The sequence below is a fragment of the Arthrobacter sp. JUb115 genome, from assembly GCF_004365035.1.
Lineage (GTDB): Bacteria > Actinomycetota > Actinomycetes > Actinomycetales > Micrococcaceae > Glutamicibacter.
Map to the genome: position 1 here is coordinate 363604 of NZ_SOBS01000004.1, position 20350 is coordinate 383953.

A 20350-nucleotide genomic window follows, 5' to 3' on the forward strand; every position below is an offset into this window, starting at 1 on the left:
TTCCTCGTACTACATCCGGAAGAGGCCGAAGCTGGTCTCCGGCAGCGGCTGGCGGGCGCAGACATCCAGGGCCAGGCCGAGCACCCGGCGGGTATCTGCCGGGTCGATGACCCCGTCGTCCCATAATCTGGCGGTGGAATAGTAGGGGTTTCCCTGGGTTTCGTACTGCTCGCGGATCGGGGCCTTGAACGATTCCTCCTCCTCGGCGCTCCAGTTGCCGCCGCCCGACTCGATTCCGTCGCGCTTGACCGTGGAGAGCACCGAGGCGGCCTGGGCCCCGCCCATCACCGAGATGCGCGCGGCCGGCCACATCCACAAGAAGCGCGGGGAGTAGGCCCGGCCGCACATCGAGTAGTTGCCGGCGCCGAAGGAGCCGCCGATGACCACCGTCAGCTTGGGCACCCGGGCGGTGGCCACGGCGGTGACCATCTTGGCCCCGTGCTTGGCGATGCCGTCCGCTTCGTAGTCGCGGCCCACCATGAATCCGGCGAGGTTCTGCAAGAAGAGCAGCGGGATGCCGCGCTGGTCGCACAGCTCGATGAAGTGCGCGCCCTTCATCGCGGACTCGGAGAACAGCACGCCGTTGTTGGCGATGATGCCTACCCGGTGCCCGTGGATCTGCGCGAAGCCGGTGACCAGGGTGGTGCCGTAGTCGGCCTTGAATTCGTGGAACTCGCTGGCATCGACGATGCGGGCAATGATCTCGTGCACGTCGTAGGGCGCGTTGACATCCACCGGCACCACCCCGGCCAGTTCACTGCCCGGGTAGAGCGGCTCGACGACCTGGCTTTCGATACTCCAGGCGGGGGCCGGGTTGGCCGGCAGGGTGGAGACGATATCGCGGATGATCATCAGCGCGTGCTCGTCGTTCTCGGCCAGGTGGTCCACCACGCCCGAGGTCTTGGCGTGCAGGTCGCCGCCGCCCAGCTCCTCGGCGGTGACGATCTCCCCGATGGCGGCCTTCACCAGCGGCGGGCCGCCCAGGAAGATGGTGCCCTGGTTGCGCACGATGACCGTCTCGTCGCTCATTGCCGGAACGTAGGCGCCGCCGGCGGTGCAGGAACCGAGCACCGCAGCCAGCTGCGGGATCTTCTTCGCGGAGAGCTGCGCCTGGTTGTAGAAGATGCGCCCGAAGTGCTCGCGGTCCGGGAAGACCTCGTCCTGCATGGGCAGGAACGCCCCGCCCGAATCCACCAGGTAGATGCAGGGCAGGCTGTTCTCCAGCGCGATTTCCTGGGCGCGCAGGTGCTTCTTGACCGTCATCGGGAAGTAGGTGCCACCCTTGACGGTGGCGTCGTTGGCGATGACCAGCACGTGGCGGCCGTGCACCAGGCCGATGCCGGCGATCATTCCGGCGCCGGGGCTGGCGCCGTCATACATGTCCTCGGCGGCCAGCGGTGCGATTTCCAAGAAGGGCGAGCCGTCGTCCAGCAGCGCGTCTACGCGTTCGCGGGGCAGCAGCTTGCCGCGATCCACATGGCGCTGCCGGGACTTCTCGGAGCCGCCGCGCGCAGCGCGTTCGAGCCGTTCGTGCAGTTCGGCCAGCAGTGGTGCCTGGTCGGCGGCGTTGCGCTCGAACTGCTCGGGGTTCAAGTGGGAGGAGAGGGTCTTCACGAAGTCAGTCCTTGCTGGTCGGTTCGCTGGCGATCACCCGGGGTACGGGCAGCTGCTGCGCAGGCAACGGGAATTCGTCGGGCACGGCCAGGATGCGCATGGCCAGGGAAATGAAGTTCAACTGCACTTGGGCCAGTGTGAGCCGGCCGTCCTTGCGGTACCAGTGCGAGACACCGGTCCCCATTTCCATCAGTGCCAACCGGGCGATGCCCAGGTCCACGGTGCTGAAGCTGCCCTGGCGCTCGCCGGCCTGAAGCGCGTCGGCGAAGAGCTGCTCGTAGGCGTCGCGCAGTTCCTGCATCTGCTCGCGGGCCTTGGCCGATAGCGCGCGCATCTCGTATTCGGTGACACGTGCGGTGCTGGGATTGGTGGCGGTGAACCCCACGTGGAAGGCCACGAGCAACGCGAGCTGGCGTACCGGGTCCTTGCTGCCGGCCAGCGCCTGCTCGGCACCGGAGATCATGGCGGCCAGGCAGTCGTTCATGATGCCCACCAGCAGGTCTTCCTTGCCGCCGACGTAATGGTAGAGGGTCGCCGAGTTCAGTCCTACGGCACTGCCTAGTTCGCGGATGCCGGTGGCGGCGAAACCGCGCTGGGCAAAGCAGGCTACGGCTGCTTGCTGGACCTTTCCCAGTTCCATGGACACCACCCTGTGACTCAAGAGTCAATCAATCGATTGACTGCTTCTATCCAACCGAAGAAAAAGTGTGGTGTCAATCACCGTCTTCCGCGGACGGGGACACCGAGTGGCGCTGCCATCCGCACCTCATGCAACGCTCATGTTAAAAGGGGCCGAAATATGACGTTTGCTATTTATGAATCAAATGCAAAACACTAGACTGCTTGATGTTATTTACTGTCAAGCTCTAGTTAATTCTGCTGGGCAGCTGATCAGACGCCACTGGAAGGCATGATGCCGCAACCTGAACCACGTTTCCTCAACCGCCAAAACCCAACCCCAGCCGGACCGTCGCGCCGCGGCCTGCTCGCCGGTGCCTCCGGGCTCATTGCCCTGGCCGGACTGGCAGCCTGCGCATCACCGCAGGCCACGGACGCGGACAGGGCAAACCTCGCCGGACCCCCGCAGACCCCCGATGAAGTGCTGCAGGTACTGCGCGCCGGGAACCAGCGCTACGCCGACGGCATGCCAGAACGCCCCAATCAAGCAACCGAACGGCGCAGCGAGCAGGCCGAGCACCAGAACCCCTTCGCCCTGATCCACGGCTGCGTGGATTCCCGCGTGACCCCCGAGCTCCTGTTCGACCAGGGGATCGGAGACCTGTTCGTCACCCGGACCGCCGGCGGAGTGCTCGATGACACCTTGGTTGGCAGCATGGAATTCGCTGTTTCCAGTCCCTATTCGGTCCCGTTGCTGGTGATCCTCGGCCATACGGCCTGTGGTGCGGTGGCGGGCACCTTGAAGGCAATGGAAGAAGATGCCAAGAATCCGCAATTGCCCGGCGAGATGGTCGACTTCGCTGAACAGATTGCTCCTGTAGCACGCAAGGCAAAAGTTGAAGGTTCGGGCAGCGAAGAGGTGGACCAAGTGGTGCAGGCCAATGCCCGTGCCGTCACCGAGCAGCTACTGGAGCGATCTGCCATCATTCGCGAGGCAGTGCAAGAAAAGCGGACCCGGGTGGTGGCAGCTGTCTACGACCTGGACAGCGGAGAAGTGCGCTGGCTCGATGGCTAGCTCCGATTTTCCGGTTGCGAATTAACCAGAAGTTCCCGCCGGTGGAACCGGCGGGAACTTCTGCGATCATCACTCGCACCCTCGCTGAGGTTGTTTCTACGATATTGACAATGCCTATGGCCACGCTGAGCGCAGGCTCCACGGCGGCAGGGCATCTGGCGAACGGGGCGATCCAGCTACTGGACCAGCTGGGCTTCCAAGGTTGCAGCCGAAACGCGAATACCGGCGGATGGCCAGCTCGCCGCTATCCTGATGCAGCTGGTCAGACGCAAAACACCCATTCCCGGGCCTTTCGGCACGGTTTCGGGATTTGCCAGCAGGTGCACTGGTACTCTCGACGCTGGATGCTAGTGAAGCATTCCCCGTGAAGAATCCGCATGCACGTGCAGTGAAAGGCCCCATGGCAGCCAGCGAATCCAGCGTCAACTCCCGCGCCCGCGCTGCAGTCGCGGCCCTGTTCCTCACAAACGGAGCACTCTTTGCCAATATGGCGCCGCGCCTTCCCGAGCTGAAGCGGGAACTGGAATTGGACACCGCCGGCTACGGCTTGCTGGTCACCGCATGGCCTGTTGGGGCAATCCTTGCAGGGTTGGCTGCAGGTGCGCTGGTGCGCCGTTTTGGTTCCGCGCAGGTTGCCGTCGTGGGCACGATAGTTACCGGTGCTGCCTTGCTGGCCGCCGGCAGCGCGCCGGGCGTGGTCTTGGTCGTGCTGGCTTTTGCCCTGGGCGGCGCCATGGATTCGATTACGGATGTCGGGCAGAACGCGCACGGGCTGGTGGTGCAACGGCGCTATGGGCGTTCGATACTGAATTCCTTCCACGCATTGTGGTCTGTCGGAGCGGTGATCGGCGGTTTGATGGCCGCCGGAGCGATCCAGATGAACTTGGCATTGCCAGTGCATTTGGGCATATCGATGGTGCTCTTCGCCGCGGTGGCACTGACTGCCCTGAAATTCTGCCTGCCTCGATCCGCCGAACTGGCGGTCATAGAACCTGTTGCACCACCTGCACCCGGAACTGCCCGGGCCGCGGCCCCCGCAGGATCCCGCGGACGGCTGCTGCTGATGATGAGCGCCCTGGTCTTGATCTCCGTAGCCGGAGTAATGGTTGAAGACGCCGGGAATTCATGGTCCACGCTGTATCTTGGCCAGCTGGGGGCGCCAGCGGCGCTGGCGGCCAGCGGGTTCATCGCTCTGGTCGGGGCCCAGTTCATTGGCCGAATTCTCGGCGATGGCATGGTCAACCGCTTTGGCCAGCGCGGCATGGCCCAGTTCGGGGGAGCGCTAATAGCAATCGGTATGGGTCTGGCGTTGTTCTTCCCCACGGTTCCGGGCACGCTGCTGGGATTTGCCGCGGCTGGATTCGGCTCGGCAACCCTGGTCCCGGCGGTGATGGACCAGGCCGACAAGCTGCCCGGCCTGCCTCCGGGAACTGGGCTGAGCATCGTCTCCTGGCTCATGCGATTGGGCTTCTTGTTCTCGCCACCGCTAGTTGGTTTCCTTGCCGAGAACTTCGGGTTGAGCATGGCCCTGATGGTGTTCCCCATTGCGGGACTTGTGGTGCTTGCTTGCTCGCCAGTGCTGCGTGGAAAAAGCCCGCGGAGCGATGGAACAGGGGAGCAAGGAAGCCGTAGCTAGTTTTCGCCCCGAAGCGTGATGGACTCGATGGCTTCTCCGTGCAGGTCTTCAATGACCAGATTAACTACCAGTTCCCTCCAGCTGATCAACGGGCTGATGGCACAGCGAACATAGTCAAGGACTTGCTGCTCGATAACCTGGACCGAACTATCCCCAGCCATGCTGACATGGCATTGCACCCTCCAGTTAAGGTGGGGAATCTGCGTGTCAGTCGCCTTGATCTCCGTGTAGTTCAATTGCGCTGTCGGCGACTCGGAAAATGCCGCTCGAATCGCCTTGATTAATTCCAGGGACGATACGCGTTTGGCCAGTCCCGTGCCCGCATCTTGCACATCCCACATCCGCTGGAACGGCGAGTGCTCGGCTATTTTGCCCAATATTCGCTGCGAGAATGCTTCAGGCTGGTGCTCCGGGGTCGAGCTGTGCAGCAGTTGGGTGATGAATCCGTTCTGGTCCTTGAGCCGCTGCCGTTCGGCGTGGCACCACCGGCACTGCAATTCGTGCAGATCTGCAGGTTCATCCAGGTTCAGCAAAACGTCTTCGGTAGTACGTCCGCAGGGAAGGGTTTTCATGACACCGCCTCGCTGATTGCATTGCGTGCCCGTGCGAGTCGCCCTCGCACAGTTGATTCTGAAACGTTGGTCACCAGGGCCGCTTCCTTATAGCTCATGCCTTGGAGCGCGACCAGTACGAACGCCTGGCGAAGCGCCGAAGGCAATCCGTTGATGATCTGCCAGGCATCGGCAATCTCGCCGCGTTGCACGGCGACGTTTTCTGGCAATTCACGGTCAGGGACTGGGGTTTGCTCTAGCACTTCATCATCCACGGTTTGCTGGTCATTGGCACGCTGGCGGATGCGATCAAGACAAATATTTCGTGCCATGCGGTAGAGCCAAGTCTTGAACGCGGCACGTTCGCGCAGCGAGCCCAATGACTGCCACGCGCGGATCCAGGCATCCTGGGTGGCATCCTCCGCATCGTGCCAGCTGCTGAAAAAAGTCTTGCAGTATTGGCGCAGGCCGGGTGTCAGCGCGGTGACGAGTTCGCCGAAGGCCTCGGGGTCCCCCTCCATTGAACGACCAACAAGCACGGTCAACCGGGTCGGTTCCAAACACCCCTCCTTAAGTGATATATATCACACTCATAATGTGTGAGGATTAATCTGTAGCTCTCGTCTGTATGAGTGTAAGGCACAAAAATATCCGTTCAATGAATGAGGAGACCATCATGGTGCAACGCGATTCACAAGGGCCAATCATCAAGCCAACCGGCGAAGAGCTGGAACGCCAGGCCAAGGCAAAGGCCGCAAATGACACGCCGGTCCACGAAGAGCTGCGCGGTCCGCTGCACACCGAACTGGGCAAGACGACCATCGAAGACCGTGTTGTCCAGAAGATCGCCAGCATCGCCACCCGCGAAGTTTCCGGCGTCTACGCCATGGGCAACGCCGCCCGCCGGACCTTCAACTCGCTGGCCGAACGCATCCCCGGTGCCCAAGCCAACGCGGCTGGAGGCGTGAGCGTCGAAAAGGGCGAGCAGCAGACCGCCATCGACGTGTCGATCGTAGTTTCCTACGGGTTCTCGATCGTTGAGGTCTCCAACGAGATCCGTTCGAACATCATCGCCCAGGTTGAACGCGCCACCGGCTTGGAAGTTATCGAGGTAAACATCGAAGTCACCGACGTGCACCTGCCAGAAGACGATGACGATGACGCCGAGCCCCGCGATGGCCTGAAATAACTGTCCTCATCTAAGGAGCAGAACATGTTACACGTCAAGTGGGGTTTGGCCATCGGCTGCCTAGCCGGATTGCTGATTGCCTTCGGATCATTCACCCAGTTCGTGGTGGTGGCATTCTTCGCCATCATCGGCGCTGGAGTCGGATGGCTTTTGCAGGACAGGGTTGACCTCAGTCAAGTGTTCAGCAAACGTCGGCGGTGAAGCAGATGGCAGAGCTGTCCTCTAGCCGTGGAAGCACCACGGTGAACACGGCCGTCTATTCAAAAATCGCTGCCCAAGCAGCCTATAAGGTGCCAGTTGTCGGCTCTGCCGCGGGTGGGATCCTGGGGCTGGGCAAGTACAAGGATTTTGACAGCCGGCCCAAGGCCAAGGCCGAGGTGCTTGGAAGTGCAGTGGTGGTCGATTTGGACCTTGGATTGAGCTATCCGAGCAATGTCCAGCAAGCCTGCGAAGACGTGCGGAACATGGTTGCGGCTGATCTGCGCAAGTATCTGGGCGTTGAGCAGGTGCAAACCGATATACGGGTGAGCTGGATGTCAACGCCGGATGAAGGAACTAGCAACAGGAGGCTGCGATGAGCAGGTTCTGGCACGTTCGCAGTGCCCGCACCATGGCCTTGATGATCAGCTTCATCGTCGTGTTGGCCACGAGCATTCTCCTGGCGCTATCCTGCCTGCTGCGTTTGACCAGCGGACAATGGCCCGGTTTTGCCCAGCAGGGCATTAACGCGGTCAGCAACTTGCGCTTCAATGACAACCTGGCAGTGATCGCCATGGTGGTTCTTGCGGTGCTCGGTCTGCTGCTGTTGCTCAGCGCGCTCATTCCAGGGCCCCGGCAGAGCATCCTGCTGACTACCGATGATCCTTCAGCGGGGTCGGAACAGGCAATCTCATGCCGTGGAATATCAACCTTGGTGGGGCATGAGGTCGAGCGAACCGATTCGGTGACCCGCGCGAGCGTGAAAACCAGCCCGGCCCTGGTCCAGGTTACCGTGCAGACTCCAGCGCACTCGGTTCAGCGCGTGCGGGAAAACGCGCAGGCGCGGGCGCAGCGCGTGATCGACGGGTTGCCATTGCAACGCGCTCCCAAGGTCAAGGTCTCAGTGCAACGCCGAGGGGGAAACTAGAAATGTTCAGAACGCATGTGGTGCGCCAACGACTTATTCTGGCGATCTTCGGTTTGGTCCTGCTGGCGGCCGGTGCCTCGGGCCTCGCAGCAGTCTGGTGGGGGCTTGGCCAAGGCGCTGGCCTCGGCCAAGCCCGGATTGCCAGCAGCCTGCCGATCGATCAGCAGTACCTGCTGCCACTGGGACTCGCGCTCGGAATTGCCGGCATCGTGCTCTCGCTGGCGGTGCTGATCACTGCCATTCCGCGCCGCCCATCGGCGCATGAATTCAGATACGAATCGAGCAGCGAAGGAGTCAGCGAGATCGAGACTTCGGTAATAGCCAAAGCCGCGGAAACGGCCGCTCGAACGCAACCGGAAATCGTGGATGCGAACGTTCGAATTGGCGGCAATGCAGCTGAACCCGTGCTTTATGCGCGATTCACCCTGCGCGCCGACGCTCCGGCGAATCGAGGGATCGAGCTGGTCAATGGCCGCGTGGTACCTGACCTTGAAATGGTGCTGGGGGTGCCTTTCTCCCGCAAGCACATCTCGTTCAGCTTCCAGAAGCCGGAAAAGCAGGATTCGAATAAGGCCGTGCTCATCTGAGCCGGCCCAGGAAAACAAAAAATAGCCATTAACGGCACGGGCATCGTGCCGCATCTCTTGGGGAAGTAGGAATGCATGGGAATAATCGGTTGGATCATCCTTGGCCTCGTTGCCGGTGCGATCGCGAAGGCAATCAAGCCCGGAAAGCAGGGAGGCGGCTGGCTTGCCACGCTGCTGCTCGGCGTGGTCGGGGCGGTGCTGGGAGGCTGGATTGGCTCGGCAGTTTTCGGTGTCGGAGTGAGCGAGTTCTGGTCATTGTCCACCTGGCTGCTGGCCATCGGCGGCTCGCTGCTGGTCCTGGTCATTTGGGGTTTTGTCAGCAGCAAACGCGACTAGGGGCATGCGCTGAACTGCCTGCAGCCTGATGGCGCTGGCTAATGGGAACGGGCGGGATCCTTATGGATCCCGCCCGTTTCCTTCTGCCGCAACGCCTGCATGATGCCGGTGAGAACCTGCAGTGCCCAGGACAGCGCGGGGCCAGGTGCAGCGCGAATCATCCAGCTTGGCATGCAAGGCGCCCTCCGCTACGAAGGCCATCATCGACAAGACCAGGCAGATCCCAGTCGAGCGAACGTGGCGGCCAGGACCGCCTGGAAACCGTAGGGCTAGGCTTGGGGAATGGAAGATGCGCTGAAAAAGATCAGCTGGCCGGTACGCACTGAACGCCTGTCCCTGCGTCGCGTGAATTCGGCTGATGTGGAAGACCTCTGGCGCTACCGGCAGCTTGCCGATGTCACCCAGTGGATTACCGCTGGCCCAGCAACCGTGGAAGAATTCCGTTCGCTGTTCTTCGCGAAGGACTATCCGCTGAGGAACCTGGCTGTGGAACTGGACACCGGGCAGGGGACCCAGCTGATTGGCACGGTCATGCTGGATATCGTGGATGGCTGGGGGCAAAGCGAAATTGAGCAGCGCGCCAAGGGCGTTGAGGGCAACCTCGGCTGGAGCTTCGATCCCTCCTTCGGTGGCAAGGGCTACGCCACTGAAGCCGTTGCCGCTGCCATGGGCCTGTGCTTCGGCCCTCTTGGCCTGCGCAGGGTTACTGCCGAATGCTTTGCCGCCAATGAGCCATCATGGAGACTGATGGAGCGTTTGGGGATGCGCAAGGAATTCCATGGCCGCAAGGACAGCCTGCATCGCAGCGGTGAATGGATGGATTCCGTGGGCTACGCGCTGTTGGCTGAGGAATGGACGGCCCAGGCCTCCTGCTAAAGGATGAGGGATGGATCCTTGATCACCGGTGTGTTCTTTGAAAGGCTGGAAGGGAACAGCACCACCCCAGCGAGCTAGGCGGTCCCATGGGCAAATCAACGCGCACCAGTGTTCTTTTGGCGCTGACAACCGCCGCTATTCTGCTCATGGCGCTGTCGGAGGAACCTACCTGGGGGTTGCTCGTAGGCAGCTGGACCTTGATGCTTTGGGGTTGGACTGGCAGTCCGAAGCCCCAGGAAATCACCGTCGATGCACAGGGGCTCTCACCCCGGGATGTGAAGGAATACCGCCGTCAGCATCCGGGCGTGACGATGGTTGACGCGATCAATGCGCTGGGGAAGTCCAAGCAATAGCAAAAGCAGGGCCCGCAGTGCGGGTGAATGGATGCAGTTGAGCCCCATGAACTAGTTGTCGTTCACGGGGCTCAACTTTTGGTGTTCATGGCGTTGCCTAGTAGTAAACCGCCAGCGGGCCATTGGGGCCCGGGATGACCTTTACCGGGGTTTCGAAGACCTTGGTCAACACCTCATCGCACATGATTTCATCAGGGGTGCCGAACTCGACGACCTTGCCCTGCTTCATTGCGCAGATGTAGTCGGCGTAGTGGCCGGCGAAGTTGATGTCGTGCAGCACGATCACGATGGTGCGGTTCAGCTCGCGGGCAGCGCGCTGCAGGTGCTGCATCATCACTACCGAGTGCTTCATGTCTAGGTTGTTCAGCGGCTCATCGAGCAGCACCGTGTCGGTGTCCTGGGCCAGGACCATGGCCACGTAGGCGCGCTGGCGCTGGCCTCCGGAGAGCTCATCGAGGTAGCGGCTTTCCAATTCGCCCAGGTCCAGGAAGTCGATGGAGCGCGAGATGATCTCTTCATCGGCCTGGGTCAACCGGCCCTTGGAGTGCGGGTAGCGGCCGAAGCCCACCAGCTGGCGCACGGTCAGGCGGGTCACGAAGTGGTTTTCCTGGCGCAGGATCGAGACGATCTTGGCCAGATCCTTCGAGTTGGTCTTGGATACGTCGTAGCCGGAGACCTCGATGGAACCCTGGTCGATGCCCAGCAGGCGCCCGACCATGGTGAGCATGGTGGACTTGCCGGCGCCGTTCGGGCCTACCAGGGCGGTGATGCCGCCGGTGGGGATTTCCAAGCTGACCGGGCCGATGGAGACCGTGGAGCTGTACTTCTTGCTGACGGAATTGAGGGTAATCACAGCCGGCCCTTTCGCAGGATGAAGATCAGGAATGTAATGCCGCCGACGGCTTCGATGATGATGCCGACCACGCCTTCTGCGTAGAAGATGTTCTTCATGACGAAGTAGGCGCCGGCCAGGACCACGAAGCCGATGAGGAAGGACATCGGGTAGATGTAGCGGTGGTCGTAGGTGTCCGCCAGCTGGTAGGCCAAGGTGGCCACCAGGAAGCCGAGGAAGGTCAGCGGGCCCACCAGTGCGGTGGTGACCGCCATGAGAATCGATACGAAGAACAAGGTCTTCATGACCTCGCGGCGGTGGTTGATCCCCAGGTTGATGGTGGTTTCCTTGCCCAAGGCCAGGATGTTCATCTTCTTCGAGGACAGCACCAGGTAGCCGCCGGCAATGGCCACCAGCGGGATGGCCACCGGCATGTAGCTCATGTCGGCGTTGGCCATCGAGCCGAACAGGCGTGCGGTGAGGACATCGAATTCGCTCGGGGTCAGCAGGCGCTGCATGAAGGTCGAGATCGAGCCCAGCCCGGTGCCGATGATGATGCCCACCAGCAGCATGATCTGGATGTTGCCCAGCTTGCCCGAAAGCAGCCAGCCGTACAGCGCCACCGAGAGGCCCACCATGATCGCCACCTGCAGGACGAACTGGCTGACTCCGGTGAAGAAGGTCACCCCGGCAACGCCCAGCACGAAGATCGCACCGGTCTGCACCACCCGGTACAAGGCTTCGAAGCCCATGATCGACGGGGTGATGATGCGGTTGTTGGTCACCGTTTGGAAAGCCACCGTGGCGATGGACTGGCAGGCGGCCACGATCACCATGGTCAGGATGTTGCTGGCGCGCAGCTTGGCGATGATCCAGAATCCGTCGGAGCCAAATGGCATGGGGTTATCCCAGGCGAGCAGGCCGATCCCGAAGAACAGGGCCAGCCCGATCATGATGGACAGGGTGATCCAGTATCGCTTGCGGACCTTCTTGGTGGGCAGCGGCCCGGCAGAACGGGCGGAGTGGTGGATGCCCAAAGCGGGATGAGTCATGAGATTAGCCAACTTTACGCTGCCTCAGAAGCAGGAAGATGAAGACGGCCGCGCCGAGTACGCCCAGGATCAGGGAGACCGGGACCTCGAACGGCATGATGATGGTGCGGCCGATCAGGTCGCACACCGTGGTGATCGCGATGCCCAGCAGGCAGACCCAGGGCAGGTTGCTGCGCAGGTCGTCACCGCGGACCATCGAGACGATATTCGGCACGATCAGGCCGAGGAATGGCAGGTTGCCGATGACCACGGTGACCACGCCGGTAGCGACCGCGATCAGCGCGGTGCCCAGCAGCATCACCTGGCGGTAATTCAGCCCGACGTTGGTGGCGATTTCCTCGCCGAGCCCTGCTACGGTGAAGCGGTCGGCCACGATGTAGATGGCAATGGCGACGATGGCCACGATCCACAGCACCTCGTACTGCCCGCGGATCACAGAGGTGAAGGAACCAGCCAGCCAGATGCCTATGGACTGCAGCTTGTCGGTGGACAGCGCGAAGAAGGTGGAGAAGGCGCCGACCACGGAACCGAGCATGATGCCCACGATCGGCACGGTCAGCGAGGCCTTGAGCGAAATGCGCTGCAAGAACAGGAAGAAGATCATGGTGCCGATGAAGGCGAAGACAATCGCGACGCTCATCTTGGCCAGCAGCGACGCGCTGGGGAAGAGTACCAGCATGGTCAGTAGGCCCAGGCCCGCCCATTCGGTGGTGCCGGTGGTGGTCGGCTCCACGAAGCGGTTCTGGGTCAGCAGCTGCATCACCAATCCGCTCATGGCCATGGCCGCTCCGGCCAGTACCAGTGCAATGGTGCGCGGAATGCGGGTGACGGCGAACATCATCGCGCCGTCGTCCTTGCCGAAGATGTCGTAGACGCCGGTGAACAGGGAGAACGCCAGCAGCACCAGCACTGCGAGGATGCCCAATGCGAGTTTTCCGGAAAGGACCTTGCTCTTGGTCCGGGCCGGGGAGGTCGTGCTTGTCATTATGCCGCCGTGGAAATAAGTGGTGGGAAAACAGCTCTAGTGGCGAAGCCGGAATACGGCTTCGCCACTAGCTGGCTGGGGTGTCCGGAATGCTACTTGGCAGCTTCCAGCGCGTCAGCGAAAGTATTCAGGAACTCGGTGTAGGTCTGGATGCTCTCGTTGGTGTAGGTGTCAGCAGGCATGACGACAACCTGGGATTCCTTCGAGGCGGTGACATTCTGCAGCGCCTCGGACTTCTCCAGCAGGTCCTTTGCCGGCTGGTAGTCCGCACCGTCGGCTTCAACCGCTGCGTCGCGGTCCATGACGATGATCCAGTCCGGGTTGGACTTGGCGATGGCTTCGACCGAAACGTCGTCGCCCTCGTGGTCGGTGGAGGATTCGTCGAGCTTCAGCGCCGGGGTCAGGCCCAGGAAGTCGAACATCGGGCCGACGGTGCGGCCGGTGGTAGGAGCCGAGTAGCCCAGCTCGCCGCCCGAGGCGATCAGGCCCATGACGGTCTGGTCCTTGTCGTAGGCATCGGTGACGCGCTTCTCGGCGGCTTCGAAGTCCTCAACGAGCTTTTTGGCCTCGGCCTGCTTGCCGAAGATCTCGCCCAGGGTGGTGACCTGGCGTTCCAGCTCAGCGTCAAATGGCTCGCCTTCGCGTGGGTCCAGCGAAATGATGGCGGCTTCCGGAGCCAGTTCCTTGAACTTCGCGGCGTGCTGGGTGTAGCGCTGGCCGTTGATGATCAGGTCAGGGTCGACGGTGACAACTGATTCCAGGTTCGGTTCCTTGTGGCTGCCCAAGTCCAGGATGTTCTCGTCCTTGGTGTAGGAGATGGTATCCGGCATCAGCGAGACAGCGCCTGCGGTGAGCTTGATGCCCCAGGAATCCAGGGTCTCGAAGGTGCGGTTATCCGTGGCAACGACAGACTTCGCGGGAACCTCGATCTTCTTCTCACCTTCATTGTCGGTGATGGTGACGGTCTTGGTGTCGCCAGCCTTGGCCTCAGCTGCCGTATCGGTAGCGGAACCGCAAGCGGTCAGTGACAGTGCGGCGATGCTCAGCAGTACGGCAGCGCGAAGCTTCATGGAGGACATGTATTCCTTCTTCGGACAGCAACCGGCGTTGGTTGCGCTATTGAGTGATCTGATAATTAGCTTAGCCTTATCTGAGCGAATTAAGCCAAACGGCTCTTATGTTAGCTAGGTCACCCAAATGCGCGAATTCAAGGCTGGAACCGTCCGCAAATGCGGCTCTTGATGAGGCTTGCCCCAGCTGACTGGGCTATTTCAGGGAGAAATAACGATCATCGGCCTTGTTTAATTAGTGTCCGAAGGCATGGAGGAAGCTGCGTCAGGCAGCGTAATGAATTGCACCTCCAGCTCATTGCATGAGCCGAGCCCTGGCGCAGATGCTGCCATTGATGCCCGTTTTGCGCGCCGGTATCAGGCTGCCGGGTAGGTGATCCGCGACTGCTGGTCGATCACCGCGCCCGGGCTCAGCTCGGCAGGTTTGGCCGGATGCCCATCGATGATGTGGAATACCTCGGCACCGCGGGCCAGCAGATGATCAGCAATGATCCTGCGATGGCAACGCCACCATACAGCTTCGGCGCACATGATCGCCGTCTTCTGGCCGGCGGCCCGCGCCTGCAACCGCTGGAGCGCCTGCAGGAAATCGTCCCCGAGGGCATGGTCGGCGTAATTATGGAAGCTGCGGTTCGTCCACCATGCGTTGACTGCGAAATCGACGCTTCGGCTCACAGGACGCCTGCCGGTCAGCGCTTCCGCGTGGTGCAGGCTGATTCCTGCCGTGCTCAAGGAGGCTTCCAAGGCATCCGCATTGAACTGCGGGAATTTGCGGGAGCCGGCCAGTTTGCGGACATCCACAACATTCGTGACTCCGTACTGCGTTAGCAGTGCGAGGAAATCCTCGATGGATCGTGCCGAATGTCCAATGGTGAAAATTCCAGCGGGCAAAATGCTGGCTCCTTGGGTGGGGAAGGGGCGGGGCTAATGCTGATCGTGCTTGGCGGAGCTGAGGACTAGTTGGAGCAGCTCTTCGACTTCGGCAGCACGGGACTGCCAGTAGCCGGTGTCGAGCCCGAAGCCGAGTGTTGCTTCATCGGCGCGTTTCTTGAAATAGTCCCGGTGGTCCTCCAGCGCATTGGCCAGGTCCGCGAATTGGTCATTGCTCAGTTCCAAGTTCAAGGTTCTCTGCTTCATGAGCTTCATCCTGGGTCGAGTGCGAATTCTATGAACCCGAGCGTACGCCCATTGCCAGCCGAAATGACCGCTATCAAGCTGGCACTCAGAAAGTCGTCGCCAAAGCTCGCCGGGAATAGGCTCGTGGCAGGCCTTGTTGTGCCGAATACGAGCATCGATCAGAAGGAGCAGTTCATGGCTGAAGAAAATCGAGTAGTTCTCATTGGCGGACATGGGAAGGTTGCCCTGCTGGCAGCGCCCAAGCTGGTTGGGCGCGGCTACGCGGTCAACTCGCTGATCCGCAACCCGGAGCATGCAGCCGACATCAGCGCCACGGGCGCCACCCCAGTAGTCATCGACATCGAAAGCGCTGGCGTGGATCAGTTGGCCCAGGCCTTTTCCGGTGCAAGCGCCATCGTCTTCTCCGCAGGTGCCGGTGGCGGCAACGAGCATCGCACCCGCGCCGTGGACTATGATGCCGCGGTGCGTTCCATGCAGGCCGCCAAGCAGGCCGGCGTGGACCGCTTCGTGATGGTCTCCTACAGCCGCGCCCTGGTGGATGTGGACAGCCTGGATCCGGCCAACTCGTTCTACACCTATGCCAAGGCCAAGCACGACGCCGACGCGTACTTGCGCGGCACGGAGCTGGACTACACGATCCTGGGCCCGGGGGCGCTGACCCTGGAACCGGCCAGCCAGCGCGTGGTGCTGGCTGACAAGGCAGGCAAGGTGAACGGAGCAGACGTTGAAGGCGAGGCATCGCAGACCTCGCGCGAGAACGTCGCCGAAGTGATCACCCATGTGGTGGCCAATAATGCAGCACGCCGCTCCACCGTGAACTTCTACAACGGGAACATGCCGATCGTGGAAGCGATCGTCTAGGAATGCGCAGCCGCAGCCCTGCCTCCGCAACGGGGGCAGGGCTGTTCTGCGTCTGCGGATGAAAGTTCTGCGGCTTCCACTGAGTGGATGCGGAGCCTTCTGCCCGCGGGCAAGCGGTGGGAGGACGCCAAGGAGCTTCTCGCGTTCCGGAGCAATTATGCGCACACCCTGTATTCGGTGTCCATGGCCCATCAGCTGCTGGGCCATCACCCGGAAGCCGGTGCCAATATCGTGCTGCTGGCCATGCTGCTGCACGATATCGGCTGGTCTGCCGTGGATCCGGCCCTCGTGCTGGGCGCTATCGCACCGGGTGCGGGCAATGCCGAAGGTGGGCCAGGTCCAGATCACCGACTGGGAGAAGGTCTATGCCGCGATCCCGCATCAGGATATCTTCACGGAGCGCAAGATCGACCGGCCCGGAGCCCTGGTTGTCGTCCGCCCGGACACGTATGTCGCCCAGGTCTTGCCGTTGACTGCCCGCGCGGAACTGGCCGAGTTCTTCTCGAAGAACATGGCATTGCCGAAGGTGCCTGAATTCTCCTAGGCCAATCCGGTCCTCGATGGAGAGCAGGGCAAGAAGAAAACCCCGGTGCCGAAGCACCGGGGTTTCCTTTTGTCATCACTCGCACCTTCATGAGGTACTTATAACTCTAGGACGGCTGACTGTGAGCGCGCTGGGCTGAGCCTGCCATTTGGCTTGGCATTCAGAGACCCGCCGGAACGACGGCCGCCGGAGTCATGGGAAAGCCGTTCACGGTCTTGGGCCGCGGGGGAGCGTAGGTGCGCACCTTGGAGGTGCTCAGCCCCATGCGGACCAGCGACTCCGCGATGGTCACCGCTGCGCGCACGCCATCAACAATTGGCACGCCGGTGGCCAGCCGCACCTGTTCCTCCAGCTCGGCCATGCCGCCGCAGCCCAGGCAGATCACTTCGGCCTTGTCGTGCTCCACTGCCTGGCGGGATTGCTCGACGATGGCCGCTACCGCGCGCTGCGGATCGGATTCCAGTTCCAGCACGCCCAGCCCGCTGGCGCGCACCGAGGCGAGCCGGTCGGTCAGGCCGGCCAGTTTCAGCCGGTCCTCGATCAGCGGCACCGTGCGGTCCAGCGTGGTGACCACCGAATACTTGTGGCCGAGGAATTGCGCCGTGGAGGCGGCGGCTTCGGTAATGTCCACGACCGGGACATCCAGCAGTTCCTGCAGGCCCTCGCGGCCGTGCTCGCCGTAGCCTGCTTGGATGACCGCGTCGAATGGCTCGGTGTAGCGGACCACCTTGTCCATCACGGCGATGGCCGCCAGGTAGCTCTCGAAATTTCCTTCGCAGGAGTCAGCCCCGAAATCCGGGGTCAGCTCGATGATCTCGGTACCGGGCGAGGCGACCTGCCGGGCGGAATCCCCGATGGCGCGGGTCATGGATTGCGTGGTGTTGACGTTCAGGATCAGAATGCGCATGAGTTTTCCTAGTGGGTTGGTGCCACGGCGATCGGCTCGCCATCGATGTCTGCCAGATCGTGCTGGCGCTTGGCCAAGGCCAGGTAGGCCAGGGCACCGGCGCTCGAACCCAGGAACCAGGCAAACGGACCGACAATGTGCAGGGCAGGGACGAAGGCCAGCACCAGTGCGATCACCGAGCTGATCACCAGTGCGCCGACAGCCCGGTAGTTCACGCCGCGGGTGAAGTAGTAGGTGCCTTCGGCATCCGAGCGGTACAGGTCCATGACGTTGATCCGGGCTTTGCGGATCAGCCAGTAGTCGGCCATGATGATGCCGAACAGCGGGCCGAGCAGCGCGCCCAGGCCGCCGAGGAAGTAGTTGATGATCTCGGGGGAGTTGTACAAGTTCCAGGGCAGGATGACCAGGCCGATGACCCCGGAGATCAGTGCGGCGGTGCGGAAGTTCAGCTTCTTCGGGAGCAGGTTGGTCAATGCGTAGGTCGGTGCCACGAAATTGGCCATCAGGTTCACCGCGATGGTCAGCACCAGCAGGGCGGCGGAGGCCAGCAGCAGCAGCAAGGTGTTCGGGATCGCGCCGACAATATCCGACGGCGAGGTGATGACCTGGCCGTTGATGGAGAACTGCGTACCGGTCAGGACCACCACGATGGCGCCGAAGAACATCATGTTCAGCGGGATGCCGAAGAAGTTGCCCTTGACGATCGCCTTCTTGGAGGATGCGCCACGGGTGAAGTCGCAGAAGTTCAGGACGAAGGTGCCGTAGATCGAGACCCACAGCGCGGCCGCGCCGAACATCGCGGTCCACATCTCGATGCCGGTCTTCGATTCGCCGGTGCTCATCGAGACGTTGAAACCCGATTCGAAGAGCATCCAGATGGCCAGGCCCAGGAAGGTGGCCAGGATGACCGGGCCGGCGAACGCCTCGTACTTGCGGATCATCTCCATGCCGTAGCTGACGATGACCAGCTGCACCGCCCAGAGGGCGACGAAGCAGATCCAGCCCAGGGCGTTCAGTCCCAGGAAGCTGGTCTGCTCCAGGGCTGCGGACCCCGGGGCCACGGCAATCACCATGACGGCGAGGACCTGGGCGGCGAGGTAGGTCTGGATGCCGAACCAGGCAATGGCCACGGCCCCGCGCAGCAGCGCGGGAATCTGGGCGCCGTTGATGCCGAAGGCGATGCGGCTCATCACCGGGAAAGGGACACCGGTTTTCTCGCCCATGAACCCCGAGAAGTTCAGCAGCGCGAAGAGCAGGACCGCTCCGATGCCCAGCGCGCCGAGGATCTGCCAGCCACTCATGCCCAGCGCGAAGAGCCCGATGGCGAAGGTGTAGTTGCCCAGCGAGTGCACGTCGTTGGCCCACAGGGTGAAGATGCTGTAAGAGCTCCAGGTGCGTCCGGAGCGGGTGGTTGGTGCCAGGTCCTGGTTGTAGAGCGACGCGCTCAACTCGAAGGGATTGGCCCGGTCGATAGCGGGCCGGTTTTCCTGCGGTGCGGCCTCGGGCACCATTTCAGGGGTCTTTTGCGACATGATGGACATCCTTGTCAAAGGGTCATGCATCCGGGCAGGCGCATTCGGGCGCACTGCGGCAGGGGAAGATGACAGATCTGGGGAAGCGGAGCGTTCAGGGGAACGGCCCGTGCCTGCCTGCGGGGACGCAGGACAGGTAGGCGGGCCCGCTTACGGGTAGATCGGCTGTCCGAAATTAACGTAGAACTCGGCCGGCGAGCCGAGAAGCGGCATGGCCGGGCGCGGCGCAACGGCAAGCCGCTGTGCGCTGTGCGTGATGCACGGTGGAAAAAGCATGGCTGCTCCTGAGCTAGGAAGTCACTCCGAGATATGTGCCAGGTGAGTAACCACCACTGTATGCACTGGATCACATTCCCGCAATAGAAAATGATAATTTCACCAGATGGTATTTTGTCCGGATTCCGGAGCCTTTTATTCCGTTCCCGGAATCCACTGATGAGCCAGCTTTTATCAGGAGCGCACCGGGCGCCATTCCTGTCCTGATGCCACTGCAGCGCTCTTCTGCGCGGCTCTGCACGCATCGGCACTTCGTCCCAAAACCTTCTTGACAGTGATTGGCGTCTCGTCCTAGAGTTTTCATAAAGCAAAAGCTAACTTCCATAAAGCGGAATCTTTGGAAGGTGTTCTTGAAGGGAAATCCAGTGTCCTACACTCTGAACTGCTCGATCCTCCTCACCGAGTTGCCGCTGCTGCAGCGCGCGGATGCCGCCAAGCAGGCGGGTTTCGACAGCGTCGAATTCTGGTGGCCATTTGGCGAAGCCGCCCCCTCCGGCAAGCAGGTCGACGAATTTCTCGCCTCGCTGGCCAACGCCGGCGTCCAGCTGGACGGGCTGAACTTCTTCGCCGGAGATATGCCGGCAGGCGACCGCGGACTGGTTTCATGGCTGGGGCGCGAGTCCGAATTCAAGGACAACATCGACGCGGTAGTAGCGATCGCCGAAGCTACCAGCTGCAAGGCCTTCAACGCCCTGTATGGCAACCGCATCGAGGGCGCCGACCCGGCGGCCCAGGATGCGCTGGCCTTGGAGAACCTGGTGGCCGCGGCCCAGGGCGTGGCCAAGGTCGGCGGCACTGTGCTGATCGAGCCGGTCTCCGGCACGGAAGCCTACCCGCTGAAAACTGCGGCCCAGGCGCTTGCGGTCGTCGAGGCTGTCAAGGCCCAGGGCGAAGGGAACATCGCGCTGCTGGCCGACTTCTACCACCTGTCAGTCAACGGCGATGACGTCGCCGCCGTCATTGAAGCGCATGCCAAGGACTTCGGCCATATCCAGATCGCCGATGCGCCGGGCCGCGGAGCTCCGGGCACCGGGGACCTGCCGCTGCAGGACTGGATCAAGCGCTCGCGCGAGTTGGGCTACACCGGCAACGTCGCCCTGGAGTACAAGCAGGAAGCGGCCACCGCCTTCGACTGGCTCCAGAGCGCCAGCAGCAGCGCCGCAGTCTAGAGAACACCTTTTCGCACAAGAATT

Annotated in this window: 25 protein-coding genes; 13 read left to right on the top strand and 12 right to left on the bottom strand. The window is 61.9% G+C overall.

Features of this window, described 5'->3' with window-relative positions:
- Positions 1-9: 9 nt before the first annotated feature.
- On the bottom strand, positions 10-1614 hold the full coding sequence (locus EDF61_RS09510) for a carboxyl transferase domain-containing protein (RefSeq protein WP_133833917.1): 1605 nt from the start codon (positions 1612-1614) through the stop codon (positions 10-12).
- Between the two features lie 4 nt (positions 1615-1618).
- Positions 1619-2254 carry a TetR/AcrR family transcriptional regulator gene (locus EDF61_RS09515; protein ID WP_105656422.1) on the bottom strand — a complete coding sequence of 212 codons (636 nt, stop codon included), beginning with the start codon at positions 2252-2254 and terminating at the stop codon, positions 1619-1621.
- Positions 2255-2524: 270 nt separating this feature from the next.
- On the opposite strand from EDF61_RS09515, the gene EDF61_RS09520 reads away from it, so the two are divergent.
- Together EDF61_RS09520 and EDF61_RS09525 are read left to right on the top strand one after the other, a co-directional pair.
- Positions 2525-3307, top strand: a complete 783-nt coding sequence (locus EDF61_RS09520; RefSeq protein ID WP_105662309.1) for a carbonic anhydrase — start codon at positions 2525-2527, stop codon at positions 3305-3307.
- A gap of 364 nt (positions 3308-3671) precedes the next feature.
- The gene (locus EDF61_RS09525; RefSeq protein ID WP_133833918.1) at positions 3672-4943 is read left to right on the top strand and encodes an MFS transporter; all 1272 of its coding nucleotides are present in this window, start codon (positions 3672-3674) and stop codon (positions 4941-4943) included.
- Here the strand turns inward: EDF61_RS09525 and EDF61_RS09530 are convergent.
- Together EDF61_RS09530 and EDF61_RS09535 are read right to left on the bottom strand one after the other, a co-directional pair.
- Positions 4940-5515 (bottom strand): hypothetical protein, encoded by a 576-nt coding sequence (locus tag EDF61_RS09530; RefSeq protein WP_133833919.1) that lies wholly within the window; start codon positions 5513-5515, stop codon positions 4940-4942. The genes EDF61_RS09525 and EDF61_RS09530 overlap by 4 nt on opposite strands.
- Positions 5512-6054 (bottom strand): RNA polymerase sigma factor, encoded by a 543-nt coding sequence (locus EDF61_RS09535; RefSeq protein ID WP_133833920.1) that lies wholly within the window; start codon positions 6052-6054, stop codon positions 5512-5514. Before EDF61_RS09535 ends, EDF61_RS09530 begins: the two co-directional genes overlap by 4 nt.
- A gap of 98 nt (positions 6055-6152) precedes the next feature.
- Between EDF61_RS09535 and EDF61_RS09540 the strand changes: the two genes are divergently transcribed.
- From EDF61_RS09540 to EDF61_RS09570, 8 genes are all read left to right on the top strand, one after another.
- Positions 6153-6683, top strand: a complete 531-nt coding sequence (locus EDF61_RS09540; protein WP_286134072.1) for an Asp23/Gls24 family envelope stress response protein — start codon at positions 6153-6155, stop codon at positions 6681-6683.
- Between the two features lie 24 nt (positions 6684-6707).
- On the top strand, positions 6708-6884 hold the full coding sequence (locus EDF61_RS18800) for a hypothetical protein (protein WP_166650766.1): 177 nt from the start codon (positions 6708-6710) through the stop codon (positions 6882-6884).
- A gap of 5 nt (positions 6885-6889) precedes the next feature.
- Positions 6890-7261: an Asp23/Gls24 family envelope stress response protein gene (locus EDF61_RS09545; RefSeq protein ID WP_146112224.1), complete on the top strand. Its 372-nt coding sequence runs from the start codon at positions 6890-6892 to the stop codon at positions 7259-7261.
- Complete coding sequence (locus EDF61_RS09550) at positions 7258-7809, top strand: DUF6286 domain-containing protein (protein WP_133833921.1); 552 nt, start codon at positions 7258-7260, stop codon at positions 7807-7809. The genes EDF61_RS09545 and EDF61_RS09550 overlap by 4 nt, the downstream gene beginning before the upstream one ends.
- A gap of 2 nt (positions 7810-7811) precedes the next feature.
- Entirely contained in the window at positions 7812-8396 is a 585-nt protein-coding gene (locus tag EDF61_RS09555) for an Asp23/Gls24 family envelope stress response protein (RefSeq protein WP_105656415.1), read from the top strand.
- 75 nt (positions 8397-8471) lie between these two features.
- Positions 8472-8732: a GlsB/YeaQ/YmgE family stress response membrane protein gene (locus EDF61_RS09560; RefSeq protein WP_105656414.1), complete on the top strand. Its 261-nt coding sequence runs from the start codon at positions 8472-8474 to the stop codon at positions 8730-8732.
- A 282-nt stretch (positions 8733-9014) separates the two neighbouring features.
- The gene (locus EDF61_RS09565; RefSeq protein ID WP_133833922.1) at positions 9015-9608 is read left to right on the top strand and encodes a GNAT family N-acetyltransferase; all 594 of its coding nucleotides are present in this window, start codon (positions 9015-9017) and stop codon (positions 9606-9608) included.
- Between the two features lie 86 nt (positions 9609-9694).
- A complete protein-coding gene (locus EDF61_RS09570; protein ID WP_133833923.1) occupies positions 9695-9961 on the top strand; it encodes a hypothetical protein in 267 nt (88 codons plus the stop codon).
- Positions 9962-10058: 97 nt separating this feature from the next.
- On the opposite strand, the gene EDF61_RS09575 is transcribed toward EDF61_RS09570, so the two are convergent.
- From EDF61_RS09575 to EDF61_RS09600, 6 genes are all read right to left on the bottom strand, one after another.
- On the bottom strand, positions 10059-10814 hold the full coding sequence (locus EDF61_RS09575) for an iron ABC transporter ATP-binding protein (protein ID WP_105656411.1): 756 nt from the start codon (positions 10812-10814) through the stop codon (positions 10059-10061).
- Entirely contained in the window at positions 10811-11845 is a 1035-nt protein-coding gene (locus tag EDF61_RS09580; protein WP_105656410.1) for an iron chelate uptake ABC transporter family permease subunit, read from the bottom strand. Before EDF61_RS09580 ends, EDF61_RS09575 begins: the two co-directional genes overlap by 4 nt.
- 4 nt (positions 11846-11849) lie before the next feature.
- Positions 11850-12830 carry an ABC transporter permease gene (locus EDF61_RS09585; protein ID WP_208294248.1) on the bottom strand — a complete coding sequence of 327 codons (981 nt, stop codon included), beginning with the start codon at positions 12828-12830 and terminating at the stop codon, positions 11850-11852.
- A gap of 92 nt (positions 12831-12922) precedes the next feature.
- Positions 12923-13909 carry a siderophore ABC transporter substrate-binding protein gene (locus EDF61_RS09590; protein WP_133833925.1) on the bottom strand — a complete coding sequence of 329 codons (987 nt, stop codon included), beginning with the start codon at positions 13907-13909 and terminating at the stop codon, positions 12923-12925.
- A gap of 348 nt (positions 13910-14257) precedes the next feature.
- Entirely contained in the window at positions 14258-14791 is a 534-nt protein-coding gene (locus tag EDF61_RS09595; protein ID WP_133833926.1) for a DUF488 domain-containing protein, read from the bottom strand.
- A gap of 33 nt (positions 14792-14824) precedes the next feature.
- A complete protein-coding gene (locus EDF61_RS09600; protein ID WP_105656406.1) occupies positions 14825-15037 on the bottom strand; it encodes a hypothetical protein in 213 nt (70 codons plus the stop codon).
- 174 nt (positions 15038-15211) lie between these two features.
- Between EDF61_RS09600 and EDF61_RS09605 the strand changes: the two genes are divergently transcribed.
- Positions 15212-15898: an SDR family oxidoreductase gene (locus tag EDF61_RS09605; RefSeq protein WP_105656618.1), complete on the top strand. Its 687-nt coding sequence runs from the start codon at positions 15212-15214 to the stop codon at positions 15896-15898.
- Between the two features lie 319 nt (positions 15899-16217).
- Positions 16218-16442, top strand: a complete 225-nt coding sequence (locus EDF61_RS09610) for a hypothetical protein (protein WP_208294249.1) — start codon at positions 16218-16220, stop codon at positions 16440-16442.
- Between the two features lie 160 nt (positions 16443-16602).
- On the opposite strand, the gene EDF61_RS09615 is transcribed toward EDF61_RS09610, so the two are convergent.
- Both EDF61_RS09615 and EDF61_RS09620 read right to left on the bottom strand, forming a co-directional pair.
- Positions 16603-17349 carry an aspartate/glutamate racemase family protein gene (locus EDF61_RS09615; protein ID WP_133833927.1) on the bottom strand — a complete coding sequence of 249 codons (747 nt, stop codon included), beginning with the start codon at positions 17347-17349 and terminating at the stop codon, positions 16603-16605.
- 8 nt (positions 17350-17357) lie between these two features.
- Positions 17358-18881, bottom strand: coding sequence for an NCS1 family nucleobase:cation symporter-1 (locus EDF61_RS09620; protein ID WP_286172183.1), 1524 nt, complete (start codon positions 18879-18881; stop codon positions 17358-17360).
- A gap of 641 nt (positions 18882-19522) precedes the next feature.
- Here EDF61_RS09620 and EDF61_RS09625 point away from each other — a divergent pair.
- Positions 19523-20326: a hydroxypyruvate isomerase family protein gene (locus tag EDF61_RS09625; RefSeq protein ID WP_133833928.1), complete on the top strand. Its 804-nt coding sequence runs from the start codon at positions 19523-19525 to the stop codon at positions 20324-20326.
- Positions 20327-20350 lie beyond the last annotated feature (24 nt).